We start from the raw sequence: 14,961 nt of genomic DNA on the forward strand, positions 1-14,961 counted from the left end.
ACCTTTTAAGTATAAAAAAATGCATATTTGATCTTCGACCAATGCAATTTATTCTTTTAAGGTATATCACATAACTGTAATAAAGCAATGATATGAAGGGCAAACCATGTATAAGTCAGTAGAAACTTTGCTGGTGGAAATACCAACCATCCGTCCACACAAGATGGCGGTTGCAACCATGCAAACCCAAACCCTTGTATTAGTCAAAATCACCACTGAAGATGGTTTTGTTGGCTGGGGCGAAGCAACCACGATTGGCGGCTTGGGCTATGGTGAAGAAAGCCCAGAAAGCGTAAAAACCAATATCGAAACATATTTCGCATCATTGCTAAAAACTTTAGCTGGCTTGAATGTTGCGCAAACTTTACAGGTCATTAAAAAGAATATCAATGGCAACCGTTTCGCGAAATGTGCCATTCAAACTGCTTTATTAGATATTCAAGCGCAGCGCTTAAACCAACCTTTAAGTGAAATTTTAGGTGGTCGCCTACGCAACTCGGTTCCTGTGTTATGGGTACTTGCATCTGGCGATACAGAAAAAGACATCGCTGAAGCACAAAAAATGATTGCGGCTAAACGCCACAACACATTCAAGCTCAAAATCGGTTCACGCCCAGTAGAGCAAGATGTAGAACACGTATTGGCAATCAAACAAGCATTGGGTAAAGACGTTTCTATTCGTGTAGACGTAAACCGTGCTTGGTCAGAACTTGAAGCAATTAAAGGCATCCAGCTTTTACAAGATGGTGGTGTCGATTTAATTGAACAACCATGTGCAATTGACAACATTGATGCCATGGAGCGTTTAACACGTAAATTTGATATTGCCATCATGGCAGATGAATCATTGATGGGCCCACAAAGCGCTTATCAATTGGCAAAACGTAATGCTGCATCTGTATTTGCAGTTAAAGTTGCCCAATCTGCGGGTCTAATCGAAGGTTGTGAAGTTGCAACAATTGCACAGTTGGCAGGCATCGACCTATATGGCGGCACAATGCTTGAAGGCCCTGTCGGCACGATTGCATCTGCGCATGTGTTCTCGACCTTCCAGAATTTAGCTTATGGCACAGAATTATTTGGTCCGTTATTGCTGACCGAAGAAATTTTAAAAACTCCACTTCAGTACCAAGACTTTGAATTACACCTTCCAACAGGTGCAGGTTTAGGTATTGAGTTGGATGAAGACAAAATTGACAACTTGCGTCGTCAGTAATTAGGAGAAACCCATGCTTTTCCACGTACGTATGGATGTAAACATTCCATTGGATATGCCAGCAGAAACTGCTAACGAAATTAAAGCCGTTGAAAAAGCATATTCGCAGGAATTACAGCGTCAAGGTAAATGGCGTCATATTTGGCGTATTACTGGCCAGTATTCAAACATCAGTATTTTTGATGTTGAGAGCAATGAAGAACTGCACAACATTCTGCAAGGTCTTCCGCTCTACCCTTACATGAATATTGAAGTGATGGCATTGAACCGCCACCCTTCATCAATTCGTGAAGATGACACCTGATTTAATTCGGAAACTGGAGTAAGCACCTTACTCCAGCACCAAAGTAAACATTTAGCAAACCAAGTAAACAAGGAAAGTGGCAGCCAATTATCTCGTTTTTAGTCCAGAGATATTCGCCACCAAAGCACACCTCCAAGGAGAATGAAAATGAATCGCCAAGAAATTGATGCATTAGTTAAGCAAATGAACGTTGATACAGCGACAGGCCCTGTAGATGAACGTGTACAACAAGTTGTTGTGCGTTTATTGGGTGACCTTTTCCAAGCGATCGAAGATCTTGATATTTCTCAGTCAGAACTGTGGAAAGGTCTGGAATACTTTACTGATGCCGGTCAAGCGAACGAATTAGGTTTATTGGCTGCAGGTTTGGGTCTGGAACACTACCTAGACTTACGTGCTGATGAAGCGGATGCTAAAGCAGGCATTACTGGCGGTACGCCACGTACGATTGAAGGTCCACTTTATGTCTCTGGCGCACCTGAAACAGTAAGCTTTGCGCGTATGGACGATGGTTCTGAAGAAGGCAAAATCCCGACGCTGATCATTGAAGGTACAGTGACTGATACTGACGGCAACCGTGTTGAAGGTGCTAAAGTTGAAATCTGGCATGCCAACAGCCTGGGCAACTACTCATTCTTTGACAAGTCACAGTCAGACTTTAACCTGCGTCGCAGCATCATTACCGCTGCCGATGGTCAATATACTGCATTGACGACAATGCCAGTGGGTTATGGCTGCCCTCCAGAAGGTACAACTCAGTTTGTACTGGACAAGCTAGGCCGTCACGGTAACCGTCCATCGCACGTACATTACTTCGTATCTGCACCAGGTTACCGCAAGCTGACTACTCAATTCAATATTGAAGGCGACCAATACCTGTGGGATGACTTTGCATTCGCGACTCGTGAAGGTCTGGTGGCAACTGCGGTTGACGTGACTGATGAAGCTGAAATTGCAAAACGTGGTCTGAAAGGTCCTTTCAAACACATCCAGTTCAACATTGTTCTTCAGAAAGATCAAGCTGGCGTTCCTTCTACTGAAGTTGAACGTCGCCGCGCAAGCGCATAATTTGAAATGGAATCGGGATGTGGTCGTTGCCCCATCCCGATGACTGCCCTCCTTGGAAAGTCGGAGAAAGGACATGCCTCGTATTCCTGTTATCAATACTAGCCACTTAGACCGTATTGACGAATTATTGGTTGATGATTTTGAATCTGGTGAATTTAAATTACACCGTTCAGTATTCACAGACCAAGCCCTGTTTGACCTAGAAATGAAATACATTTTTGAAGGCAACTGGGTTTATTTGGCACATGAAAGCCAAATTCCAAACAACAATGACTACTACACCACTTACATTGGTCGTCAGCCAATCATCATTGCGCGTAACCGCAATGGCGAATTGAATGCCATGATCAACTCGTGTTCACACCGTGGTGCACAATTATGTCGTTACAAGCGTGGTAACAAAGCAACTTATACTTGCCCATTCCACGGTTGGACTTTCAACAACTCTGGTAAGTTGTTAAAAGTAAAAGACCCAGCAGATGCAGGTTATTCAGATTGCTTTAACAAAGACGGTTCACACGACTTGAAAAAAGTTGCCCGCTTTGAAAGCTATAAAGGTTTCTTGTTTGGTAGCTTAAACCCAGATGTTCCTTCTTTAGAAGAATACCTAGGCGAAGCGACTAAAATCATTGACATGATTGTGGGTCAATCTCAACAAGGTCTTGAAGTTTTACGTGGTTCTTCGACTTACACCTATGAAGGTAACTGGAAGTTAACTGCTGAAAACGGTGCCGATGGTTACCACGTGTCTGCAGTACACTGGAACTACGCTGCAACAACTCAGCAACGTAAAGAAAAAGAAGCTGGCGATAACATCCGTGCAATGAGCGCAGGTTCATGGGGCAAACAAGGCGGTGGTTCTTACGGCTTTGAAAATGGTCACATGCTCCTTTGGACTCAATGGGCTAACCCAGAAGACCGTCCTAACTTTGCCAAGAAAGATGAATACACCGAGCAATTCGGTGAAGCAATGGCGAAATGGATGATCGAGCGTTCACGTAACTTGTGTATCTATCCAAACGTGTACTTCATGGATCAGTTCGGTTCACAAATTCGTGTGTTACGTCCTCTTTCTGTCGATAAGACTGAAGTGACAATTTACTGTATCGCACCTGTAGGTGAAGAGCCAGAAGCACGCGCACGCCGTATCCGTCAATACGAAGATTTCTTTAACGCATCAGGTATGGCAACCCCAGACGATCTTGAAGAATTCCGTGCATGTCAAGTTGGCTACGCAGGTATCGCACTTGAGTGGAACGATATGTGCCGTGGCTCTAAGCATTGGATCCAAGGTCCAGACGATGCAGCCAACGAAATTGGTTTAAAACCAAAACTGTCTGGTATTAAAACTGAAGACGAAGGTTTATACCTTGCTCAGCACCAACACTGGTTAGAACTCATCAAACAAGGCATCGCAACTGAAAAAGAAATTGCGGCATCTACTGAAGGAGAAAACGCATGAGCGACATCACTTTAGAAAAAGTTGCGCAGTTCCTTTATCAAGAAGCTCGCTTTTTAGATGATGAGCAATGGGATGAGTGGTTACAGTGCTACGCTCCTACTGCTTCTTTCTGGATGCCAGCTTGGGATGACGATGACCAATTAACCACAGATCCACAGTCTGAAATCTCTTTGATTTACTATCCAGACCGTCAAGGTTTAGAAGACCGTGTGTTCCGTATCAAAACTGAGCGTTCATCTGCAACCATGCCAGATACACGCACAAGCCACAACATCAGCAACATTGAAATTGTTGAACGTGATGGCGATAAAGTCACTGTACGTTTTAACTGGAACACTTTAAGTTTCCGTTACAAAACTAACTACAGCTACTTTGGTATGTCACGCTATGAAATCGATTTTTCTGGCGACAAACCGCAAATTTTAAGCAAGTACGTGGTGCTGAAAAACGATTACATCAACCAAGTAATCGATATCTACCACCTCTAAGACTGTATTCATTTACAGCAAGGTAAAAACCTTTCAGCCAGATGGAATCTTGGCTGAGAGGTCTAGTTTCAAAGATTTATATAGGATATTCAGCCATGTCAAACCACAATGTTGCACTTCAATTTGAAGATGGCGTTACACGTTTTATTTCTGTTACAGATGGTGAAACACTGTCAGACGCAGCTTACCGTCAAAAGATCAATATTCCTTTGGACTGCCGTGACGGTGCATGTGGAACGTGCCGTGCGTTTTGTGAATCAGGTTCGTATGACATGCCTGAAGAAACTTATATTGAAGATGCATTGACACCAGAAGAAGCTGAACAAGGCTACATTCTTGCATGCCAATGTAAACCAACTTCTGACGCAGTATTCCAAATTCAAGCAACTTCTGATGTATGTAAAACTGAAATTCATGCATTTGAAGGTACTTTGGCTCGTGTCGAAAACTTATCTGACTCGACCATTACTTTTGACATTCAGTTAGATGAAGGTCAACCAGACATTCACTTCCTTGCAGGTCAATACGTGAATGTGGGTATTCCTGGTACAACAGAAACCCGTTCATATTCTTTCAGCTCTAAGCCTGGTAACCGCTTAACTGGTTTTGTAGTACGTAACGTACCAAACGGCAAAATGAGCGAATTCTTAAGCCAAAATGCCAAAGCTGGCGACAAAATGACCTTTACGGGTCCATTTGGTAGCTTCTACTTACGTAACGTTGCTCGTCCAGTAGTGATGTTAGCAGGCGGTACAGGTATTGCACCATTCATGTCTATGCTGCAAGTGCTTGAAGAAAAAGGTTCAGAACATCCAATACGTTTAGTATTTGGTGTAACCAATGATTTTGACTTGGTTGCAATTGAAAAATTAAACGAACTTCAAGACAAATTCTCTTGGTTCGAATATCGCACTGTAGTCGCTAACCCAGAATCTGCACATGAGCGTAAGGGTTATGTTACAGGTCATATCGAAAACGAATGGCTTAACGGTGGTGATGTAGACATCTACTTATGTGGTCCAGTACCAATGGTAGAAGCGGTACGCGGTTGGTTAGATGCTGAAGGCGTTAAACCTGCTAGCTTCTTATTTGAAAAATTCTCTGCCAACTAAGTTTGTTAGACATTCAATAAACGCAGTCGGAGAATAAAATGAATCGCACAAAAAGATTTGAAAACAAAGTTGTAATCGTGACTGGTGCCGCTCAAGGCATTGGTCGCGGTGTGGCTTTACAAGTGGCAAGTGAAGGTGCCCAAGTGGTTATGGCAGACCTTTCTCCCTATGTAGAAGAAGTGTTGGCCGAAATTGAAGAACATGGTGGCGATGCAGTAACCGTAAAAGCCAACCTTGAAACTTTTGCAGGTGCAGAATCCGTGGTTGCTAAAGCACTTGAAACCTATGGTCGTGTTGATGTGCTCATCAACAACGTAGGCGGTGCAATTTGGATGAAACCTTTTGAAGAATTTTCTGAAGAAGAAATTATCAAAGAAGTGAATCGTTCATTGTTCCCTACTATGTGGTGCTGCCGCGCAGTATTGCCTGAAATGGTGAAAAACCAGAAAGGTACCATTGTAAACGTATCTTCAATTGCAACACGTGGTATTAACCGCGTGCCATATTCGGCGTCTAAAGGTGGTGTAAACGGTTTAACGGCTTCCCTCGCCTTTGAACATGCCAAAGATGGTATTCGTGTCAATGCCATTGCAACTGGCGGTACAGAAGCGCCACCACGTAAAGTGCCTCGTAATGCCAACCCACTTTCAGAATCTGAAAAAGAGTGGATGCAACAAGTAGTCGATCAAACCATTGATCGTACCTTCTTGGGTCGCTACGGCACCATTCAGGAACAAGTGAATGCGATTTTATTCCTTGCTTCTGATGAATCATCGTACATGACAGGTACTGTTGTACCTGTAGGTGGTGGTGATCAGGGCTAAGCCAAGATCATGACCAACTTCAACAGGATCATTGCTTGACGCAAGGAGGCAAATCGTCAATGAGTCACCTGTTCCAAACTTTAAAAAATGACTGGTCAATTTCAGCCACTGTTGCAGGATTCTTAGCAGTGCTGATCTCCTATTCAGGGCCATTGATCATCTTTTTCCAAGCGGCACAGCAAGCCCAAGTTTCCCCAGACATGATGATTTCATGGATTTGGGGAATTTCTATTGGTGCTGCTGTCGCAGGTATCTTTTTATCCATTAAATACAAAGTACCTGTGGTCACCGCTTGGTCTGCACCCGGTACCGCATTGCTGGTCACACTGTTTCCCGATATTACTCTGAATGAAGCAGTTGCAGCCTACATCACCTCTGCTGTAATGATTTTTTTGATTGGAATCACAGGTTATTTTGACAAACTCCTGTCTTGGATTCCGCAAGAAGTCGCAGCAGGCATGATGGCAGGTATTTTGGTTCAATTTGGCTTAGGCTTATTTACTGCAACCGATACCCTGCCATACATTGTATTTGGGATGCTGGCGGTATTTTTATTGGCAAAGCGTTTTAGTCCACGTTATGCCATGATTTGGGTGCTTGCTGCAGGCATTATACTCAGCTTAATGCTCGGTAAAATTAACCCTGTCACCACCAATTTTAGTTTGGCAATTCCACAGTTTATTGTTCCTGAATGGACGTGGAATTCAACCTTAAACTTGGCATTACCTTTAATTTTAGTCAGCTTGTCTGGGCAGTTTTTACCGGGTATGGCAATTATTAAAATTAGCGGTTATGACATGCCTGCTAAGCCTATTATTAGTGCGACCAGTATCGCTTCTCTTGCCGTTGCGTGTGTGGGAGGAATTACCATTGTACTTGCCTCTATTACTGCAGCATTATGCTTAGGTAAAGATGCGCACGAACTGAAAGAAAAGCGATATATTGCAGGTGTTGCAAACGGTATTTTCTATATTTTAGGTGGGTTATTTGCGGGTAGCATCGTCATGCTATTTAGCCTATTGCCCAAAGAACTGATTGCAGCTTTGGCTGGACTTGCACTTTTGGGTGCAATTGCCACCAATATTTCAGTTGCAATGAGTAAAGAATCACAGCGTGATGCAGCCCTCATCACCTTTTTAGCAACTGCCTCTGGCATGCAGTTTTTAGGGCTAAGTTCTGTATTTTGGGGCATCTGTATTGGTTTGATCGCACATTGGGTATTAACCAAACGCGACAACTCAGCAGCACCCCTACCTTCAACTCAAAGTTCCAAAAGTTAATGGACAGGCAATTGTCTAGGACACATTATGATTGATAAAAGTCAAACTTCTTTAACAGAAGTCCTTTCGCAAATTAAAGATGGTTCAACCATCATGATTGGTGGTTTTGGTACCGCAGGTCAGCCAGCGGAACTCATTGATGGTTTGATTGAACTTGGCATCAAAGATTTAATTATTGTAAACAACAACGCAGGTAATGGTGACTACGGTTTAGCGAAACTGCTAAAAGCTGGCGCGGTACGTAAAATTATCTGTTCATTCCCACGTCAGTCTGACTCTTGGGTATTTGATGAACTTTACCGCGCAGGCAAAATCGAGCTTGAACTGGTGCCGCAAGGTAACTTGGCATGCCGTATTCAGGCTGCAGGTATGGGTCTAGGTCCAATCTATACCCCTACAGGTTTTGGTACTTTACTTGCAGAAGGCAAACCAACCTTAAATTATGAAGGTAAAGACTACGTACTAGAAAACCCAATCCGCGCAGACTTTGCTTTAATTAAAGCACAGCAAGGCGACCGTTGGGGTAACTTGGTGTACCGTAAATCTGCACGTAACTTTGGCCCAATCATGGCGATGGCTGCCGATGTGACAATTGCACAGGTTTCTGAAGTGGTTGAGTTAGGCGCGTTAGATCCTGAACACATCATCACTCCGGGTATTTTCGTTCAGCACGTTGTTGCCGTTGGCGCAAAACAACCTGAACAATCTGCATAACTGTCACGTGAAGGAGAACATCATGAGCTATACCAAATTAACACGTGATCAAATCGCTGAACGTGTGGCACAAGACATTCCAGACGGTGCTTATGTCAACCTCGGCATTGGCTTACCAACTAAAATTTCAAACTACCTGCCTTCAGACAAAGACGTATTCTTACACTCTGAAAACGGTTTATTGGCTTTCGGTCCACCACCTCCTGCAGGTGAAGAAGACCCTGAGTTAATCAACGCAGGTAAAGAATTCGTGACCATGCTAACAGGCGGCTCATTCTTCCATCATGGTGACTCTTTTGCCATGATGCGTGGCGGTCACTTAGACATCGCAGTATTGGGTGCATTCCAAGTGGCTGAAAATGGCGACTTGGCAAACTGGCACACAGGTGCGCCAGATGCGATTCCTGCTGTTGGTGGCGCAATGGACTTAGCCGTTGGTGCGAAAAAAGTCTTTATCACAACCGATCACGTCACCAAAAAAGGTGAACCAAAAATCGTGGCTGAATTGACTTACCCAGCAACTGGCTTGAAATGTGTAGACCGCATTTACACTGACTTATGTGTGATTGACGTAACTCCTGAAGGCATGAAAGTTCTTGAAAAAGTTGAAGGCTTGAGCTTTGAGGAATTACAGTCATTGACTGGTGCAAAGCTGATTGATGCGACTCAGGCTTAATCGTCTTTAAATATAATTTTTAATCCCCCTAAATCCCCCTTTTTCAAAGGGGGACTTCCATCAAGTAATTTTAGGTGGGAATCTCCTCCCTTTTTTAAAGGGAGGTTGGGAGAGATTAAGATATTTGGAAAATAAAATATGAAAAACGCATATATCGTCGATGCCATCCGTACCCCATTTGGTCGTTATGCAGGTGGTTTAGCTCCAGTCCGTGCTGATGACTTAGGCGCATTACCGATCAAAGCACTTATGCAACGCAATCCATCTGTAAACTGGGAACAAGTTGATGACGTGATTTACGGCTGTGCCAACCAAGCAGGTGAAGACAACCGTAACGTGGGTCGTATGTCTGCACTTTTAGCAGGTTTACCGTACCAAGTGCCAGCAACCACTGTAAACCGTTTATGTGGTTCATCGCTAGACGCAATTGCAATGGCCGCACGTGCAATTAAAGCAGGTGAAGCAAACCTGATTATTGCAGGTGGTGTTGAATCAATGAGCCGCGCTCCATTTGTGATGGGTAAATCAGAATCTGCTTATGGTCGTAGTCAAAAAATTGAAGACACCACAATGGGCTGGCGTTTCATTAACCCGAAACTCAAAGAAATGTACGGCGTAGAAACTATGCCGCAAACTGCTGAAAATGTAGCGGAACAGTTCAATATTAACCGTGCCGATCAAGACTTGTTTGCTCTAACCAGCCAACAACGTACTGCTGCTGCACAAGCACGCGGTTTCTTTGACAAAGAAATTATTGCAGTGGAAATTCCACAACGTAAAGGCGAGCCTGTCGTTGTTGCTGCAGACGAACATCCACGTGCATCAACCACAGCAGAAGCATTGGCAAAATTAAAGCCAGTGGTAAAAGCAGACGGTACTGTGACTGCAGGTAACGCGTCAGGTATTAACGATGGTGCGGCTGCCCTACTGATTGCTTCTGAAGAAGCGGTTGCACAACACGGCTTAAAACCACGTGCCAAAATCATTGCTTCAACTGTTGTTGGTGTTGAACCACGTATTATGGGCTTTGGTCCTGCGCCTGCAATCAAAAAATTGTTGGCACAAACAGGTTTGACCATTGAACAAATGGACGTGATTGAACTGAACGAAGCCTTTGCTGCACAAGCATTAGCATGTACTCGTGACTTAGGCATTGAAGATGGTTCAGAGAAAGTCAATCCAAACGGTGGTGCAATTGCTTTAGGTCACCCACTTGGTGCATCTGGTGCGCGTTTAGTCACTACAGCACTGAACCAACTTGAACAAACTGGCGGTAAATACGGTTTATGTTCAATGTGTATTGGTGTTGGTCAAGGTATTGCTTTGATTATTGAACGTGTTTAATCCTCATTAAAAGTTCCCCTTTCATAAAGGGGGATTTAGGGGGATTTATAAGATTAAGGATTTAAAAAAAATGCCAACTTTTACCTCAAATGATGCGCAAATCAATTACCAAACTTTTGGTGATGCTACAAAACCTGCACTGATTTTTTCAAACTCGCTGGGTACAAACTTCAAAATGTGGCAAGCACAGATTGATTTTTTCCAGCAAGACTTTTTTGTAATTTGCTACGACACACGTGGTCACGGTGCATCATCAGCTCCGCAAGGTCCATATAGCATTGATCAATTGGGTCAAGATGTTGTAAATCTACTCGATCACTTAAATGTTGAAAAAGCGGCATTCTGTGGTATTTCTATGGGCGGTTTAACAGGTCAATGGTTAGCGATTCATCGCCCTGAACGTTTTAATCAGGTGGTGGTGTGTAATACTGCGGCAAAAATTGGTCAAGAACAGGCTTGGAATGACCGTGCCGCATTGGTACGTGAACAAGGTTTACAACCGATTGCTTCGACTGCAGCATCACGCTGGTTTACTGAACCCTTTATCCAAAGCAACGCGACAGTGGTCAACAATCTTCAAAACGACTTGGCAGCTGGCAGCGCCGAAGGTTATGCGAGCTGTTGCGAAGCTTTGGCTAAAGCGGATGTACGTGAACAACTTAAAGACATCACTGTGCCTGTTTTAGTGGTTGCAGGTCAGCAAGACCCTGTGACAACAGTTGTCGATGGTCAATTTATGGTTGAACGTATTGCCAATAGCCAATTGTTTGAAATCAATGCATCGCACATTTCTAACGTAGAATTGCCAAATGAATTTAACCAAGCAGTGAAGCAGTTTATCCAAGCATAAAACTTCATTGTTATTGTTAATAAGTTAAAAGTTAAAAAAATAGAGTTCTTTCGAGAACTCTATTTTTTATAGATGAATCTGCAGTTAGACGAGCTGGACTTAAACTAACTCCACCGCAATCGCTGTGGCTTCACCACCGCCAATACATAAAGATGCCACGCCTTTTTTCGCGCCTATACGTTGCAATGCATGAATGAGCGTCACAATAATACGTGAACCTGAAGAACCTAGAGGATGCCCCAAAGCACATGCACCACCCTGAATATTCACTTTGGCAGGGTCTAAATCAAAAGCATCTATCGCAAGCATGGTTACCATGGCAAAGGCTTCATTAATTTCCCACAAATCTACATCGGCAACCGACCACCCTGCTTTATCTAGCACTTTTTGAATCGCCCCTACAGGAGCAAGAGTAAACTCAGAAGGATGTTGTGAATGTGTCGCGTATGCCACAACTTTTGCAAGCGGTTTTAAGCCACGCTCTGCCGCAACCACATCTGATGTAATCACCAGAGCAGATGCGCCATCTGAAATAGAGCTGGCATTGGCGGCTGTAATCGTGCCATCTTTTTTAAATGCGGGACGCAAACTGCTAATTTTATCGACTTTGGCATTTAACGGTTGTTCATCCTGATCGACAATCACATCACCTTTACGTGAATGAACAGTGACAGGCACGATTTCATTTTTAAAATAACCGTTTTGAATGGCTTCTACCGCGCGGTTTAAAGAGCGAATTGCGTATTCATCCTGCTGCTCACGGGTATAGTTTTTCTTGTCTGCCATGTCTTGCGCCAGCACGCCCATCGACAAGCCTGTTTCAGCATCTTCTAAACCTTCCTGAAACATGTGGTCTGTGACTTTGCCGTGTCCCATACGGAAACCTGCACGTGCTTTATCTAGCAAATACGGCGCATTCGACATAGATTCCATACCGCCAGCGACCACAATCTGCGCTGAACCTGCCTGAATAGCATCGGCTGCCTGCATAACAGCTTTCATGCCAGAGCCACAAATTTTATTGATGGTGGTTGCACCTGTACTATCGGGTAAACCCGCTTGACGCATCGCCTGACGTGCAGGGCCTTGCTTCAAACCTGCAGGCAATACACAACCAAAAATTACTTCATCAATGTCAGTCCCACTTAAACCTGCACGTGCAACTGCGTGTTGAATTGCAACCGCGCCTAAATCGGGTGCTGTACAACTTGCCAGTGAACCTTGAAAGCCGCCCATTGCGGTACGTACAGCATCTACAATTACAATCATTTTTAGTCCCTTATTACCGTCTTTTTAAAGTGATTACCGTAAAAGCCATGCTTTTTAAAATTACAAATAACATCCCTGTGAGTTAGCAAGTAATTCACGTTAAATGTAAATCAAAAGATGAGCATTGCAATCTCGCAAAGTGCTGAATTGCTATGCTTGATTGATCTTAGACTTTTAGGCCTTGCTTATGAAAAATAGAATAAAAGTTTTAGAAATCCAATTTTATTTCACTAAAATGACCTGTTTGGTTCAGTTTTATTGACAACCGATTTGGCTTATGGATTGTGCTATTTTTCACATGATATTTTTTAAATTCATTGGTTCACTGATGAACATACGTTAAAACTTACCTTTTCAAGACCTTGGTGCTATTTTCAAGTTGCTCAAACTGCACTAGACTCCAACATGCTTAATTGGTTGTAATTGGAATATTGATTGATGACGACTCTACGCCAAGAAAATTTCCGACGTCGTAAAGAGAAAATTTTGGCAATGGCTGAGGTTTTATTACTGGAAAATCATAATGATATTACATTAAGTGAGTTGGCTGCAGAGTTAGATATTGCCAAAGGCACAATTTATAAATATTTCAAAAGTAAAAATCAGCTCTATTTAGAGTTAATTATTTTAAATGAACAGCGTTTATTGGATATTTCCAAACAGTATCACCATAACTTTCAAACTTATGTTTCGCAGTACATGCTGTATAACATGCTTAATTCCAACCGTACGATTTTGCTGCACTCGATTGAAGAACGCTTAACCAATAATGAACGTAAACTAAATGAATTGTTTGAACAGTTATACGATATTCGTGAGCAGCGTATTTTAGAAATTAAGGACATCACCCAAGCCTATTTAGAGTCCTTTAACAGCGCGATGTCGATCCGTGATTATCTGTCTTATATTTGGACAGTAACTTATGGTGCGTCGTTATTACTCAATTCTACCCATTATCAAAAAGCTATTGGGTCACGTGAACGCTTAATCAAGCTATATATTAATCAAGCACTGATGACGCCAGATAAAGTATCTGCGATTGTTTGATTTTTACATAGTTAGCTTCGTTGGATTCATTGCTGATCCCGCTAAATATTAGCGTCTAAGTAGAAAGAAATTTGCTTTTCAGAACGTATTAACTCACCTCATAAATTTATTCTCTAAATAAAAAATCCCAAAGTTCAAACTTTGGGATTTTTCAAATTCTTTTGACTGTCTAAAGACACATCATTCTGCACTAATATCTTCAAATAATACTGAAGATAAATAACGCTCACCACTGTCAGGTAAAATCACCACAATATTTTTACCTGCATTTTCAGGACGTGCCGCCAATTTTGCAGCAGCAGCCATTGCTGCACCACTTGAAATACCGACTAAAATACCTTCTTGGGTTGCTGTTTTACGCGCCCAGTCAATTGCTTCAGCACTTTCAATCGCAATCACTTCATCCACCAAATCTAAATCTAGGTTTTTTGGAATAAAGTTAGCGCCAATCCCCTGAATTTTATGTGGTGCAGGCGTAATGGCTTCACCACGCTTGGCCTGAGCGATAATTGGAGATTCAGCAGGCTCGACTGCAACAGTATGCAATGCCTGACCTTTTACCTTTTTGAAATAACGCGAAATACCAGAAATCGTACCGCCTGTACCTACACCTGCAACAAGAATATCGACCTTGCCGCCTGTTGCTGCCCAAATTTCTGGGCCTGTGGTTTCTTCATGAATTTGCGGATTGGCAGGGTTATTAAACTGCTGCGGCAAATAATAAGTTTCAGGATGTTCGGTTGCCAAACGCTCTGCTTCATCCACCGCGCCTTTCATACCTTTTGCAGGCTCAGTCAGCACCAAATTTGCACCCAACGCTTTCAACACCTTACGGCGCTCAATACTCATGCTTGCAGGCATCGTTAGTGTAATCTCATAACCTTTTGCTGCAGCTACAAATGCCAAAGCGATTCCTGTATTACCACTGGTCGGTTCTACAATATGCATACCTGCTTTTAACACGCCACGTTTTTCAGCATCGGCAATTAAAGCAGCACCAATACGGCATTTCACAGAAAATGCAGGGTTACGGCTTTCCACTTTGGCTAAAACCGTTGCATCGCCAGAAATTAAACGGTTAATGCGTACCAATGGCGTGTTACCAATCGCTTCTGCATTATTGCTATATACGGCAATCCCTAAATTTGCTGGTGTTGAAAAAGCTGCATCTGTGGTCATGATTATTCCCTAAGTTATATCTATATAAACAAAATTTAAATTATCATACCTTTTTATAAAATTTTTGCCGATGTTTCACGAAAATTGTTTTATACAAAAATATGATTAGCTTTCAACAAAATGCGAAT

Annotated in this window: 15 protein-coding genes; 13 read left to right on the plus strand and 2 right to left on the minus strand. The window is 42.8% G+C overall.

The features are described from left to right. The first annotated feature begins 106 nt into the window (after positions 1 to 106). From FTU35_RS10595 to pcaD, 12 genes are all read left to right on the plus strand, one after another. Complete coding sequence (locus FTU35_RS10595) at positions 107 to 1,216, plus strand: muconate/chloromuconate family cycloisomerase (RefSeq protein ID WP_004973532.1); 1,110 nt, start codon at positions 107 to 109, stop codon at positions 1,214 to 1,216. 13 nt (positions 1,217 to 1,229) lie between these two features. Next, positions 1,230 to 1,520 (plus strand): muconolactone Delta-isomerase, encoded by a 291-nt coding sequence (gene catC / locus FTU35_RS10600; protein WP_096901615.1) that lies wholly within the window; start codon positions 1,230 to 1,232, stop codon positions 1,518 to 1,520. A 147-nt stretch (positions 1,521 to 1,667) separates the two neighbouring features. Then, entirely contained in the window at positions 1,668 to 2,588 is a 921-nt protein-coding gene (gene catA, locus FTU35_RS10605) for a catechol 1,2-dioxygenase (protein ID WP_004973528.1), read from the plus strand. Positions 2,589 to 2,661: 73 nt separating this feature from the next. Next, complete coding sequence (gene benA, locus FTU35_RS10610; protein ID WP_167846022.1) at positions 2,662 to 4,050, plus strand: benzoate 1,2-dioxygenase large subunit; 1,389 nt, start codon at positions 2,662 to 2,664, stop codon at positions 4,048 to 4,050. Further along, positions 4,047 to 4,538, plus strand: a complete 492-nt coding sequence (gene benB, locus FTU35_RS10615; protein WP_154320736.1) for a benzoate 1,2-dioxygenase small subunit — start codon at positions 4,047 to 4,049, stop codon at positions 4,536 to 4,538. Before benA ends, benB begins: the two co-directional genes overlap by 4 nt. Before the next feature lie 95 nt (positions 4,539 to 4,633). Then, positions 4,634 to 5,650, plus strand: a complete 1,017-nt coding sequence (benC, locus tag FTU35_RS10620; protein WP_154320735.1) for a benzoate 1,2-dioxygenase electron transfer component BenC — start codon at positions 4,634 to 4,636, stop codon at positions 5,648 to 5,650. 38 nt (positions 5,651 to 5,688) lie between these two features. Beyond that, the gene (gene benD, locus FTU35_RS10625) at positions 5,689 to 6,474 is read left to right on the plus strand and encodes a benzoate diol dehydrogenase BenD (RefSeq protein ID WP_004973522.1); all 786 of its coding nucleotides are present in this window, start codon (positions 5,689 to 5,691) and stop codon (positions 6,472 to 6,474) included. Between the two features lie 59 nt (positions 6,475 to 6,533). Further along, on the plus strand, positions 6,534 to 7,754 hold the full coding sequence (gene benE, locus FTU35_RS10630) for a benzoate/H(+) symporter BenE (RefSeq protein WP_154320734.1): 1,221 nt from the start codon (positions 6,534 to 6,536) through the stop codon (positions 7,752 to 7,754). Positions 7,755 to 7,781: 27 nt separating this feature from the next. Beyond that, positions 7,782 to 8,468, plus strand: a complete 687-nt coding sequence (locus FTU35_RS10635; RefSeq protein ID WP_104851986.1) for a 3-oxoacid CoA-transferase subunit A — start codon at positions 7,782 to 7,784, stop codon at positions 8,466 to 8,468. 22 nt (positions 8,469 to 8,490) lie between these two features. Continuing rightward, complete coding sequence (locus FTU35_RS10640) at positions 8,491 to 9,144, plus strand: 3-oxoacid CoA-transferase subunit B (RefSeq protein ID WP_104851987.1); 654 nt, start codon at positions 8,491 to 8,493, stop codon at positions 9,142 to 9,144. Positions 9,145 to 9,282: 138 nt separating this feature from the next. Continuing rightward, on the plus strand, positions 9,283 to 10,488 hold the full coding sequence (pcaF, locus tag FTU35_RS10645) for a 3-oxoadipyl-CoA thiolase (RefSeq protein ID WP_070155120.1): 1,206 nt from the start codon (positions 9,283 to 9,285) through the stop codon (positions 10,486 to 10,488). A gap of 70 nt (positions 10,489 to 10,558) precedes the next feature. Next, positions 10,559 to 11,338 (plus strand): 3-oxoadipate enol-lactonase, encoded by a 780-nt coding sequence (pcaD, locus tag FTU35_RS10650; RefSeq protein WP_096901607.1) that lies wholly within the window; start codon positions 10,559 to 10,561, stop codon positions 11,336 to 11,338. Positions 11,339 to 11,437: 99 nt separating this feature from the next. Here pcaD and FTU35_RS10655 read toward each other — a convergent pair whose 3' ends face one another. Continuing rightward, positions 11,438 to 12,607, minus strand: coding sequence for a thiolase family protein (locus FTU35_RS10655; protein WP_096901606.1), 1,170 nt, complete (start codon positions 12,605 to 12,607; stop codon positions 11,438 to 11,440). Between the two features lie 438 nt (positions 12,608 to 13,045). On the opposite strand from FTU35_RS10655, the gene FTU35_RS10660 reads away from it, so the two are divergent. Next, positions 13,046 to 13,654 carry a TetR/AcrR family transcriptional regulator gene (locus FTU35_RS10660; RefSeq protein WP_004973506.1) on the plus strand — a complete coding sequence of 203 codons (609 nt, stop codon included), beginning with the start codon at positions 13,046 to 13,048 and terminating at the stop codon, positions 13,652 to 13,654. Positions 13,655 to 13,834: 180 nt separating this feature from the next. On the opposite strand, the gene cysK is transcribed toward FTU35_RS10660, so the two are convergent. Further along, positions 13,835 to 14,833 carry a cysteine synthase A gene (gene cysK / locus FTU35_RS10665; protein WP_004973505.1) on the minus strand — a complete coding sequence of 333 codons (999 nt, stop codon included), beginning with the start codon at positions 14,831 to 14,833 and terminating at the stop codon, positions 13,835 to 13,837. Positions 14,834 to 14,961: the final 128 nt, after the last annotated feature.

The organism is Acinetobacter sp. YH12095 (assembly GCF_013419245.1).
In the GTDB taxonomy this organism is placed as follows: Bacteria; Pseudomonadota; Gammaproteobacteria; order Pseudomonadales; family Moraxellaceae; genus Acinetobacter; species Acinetobacter towneri.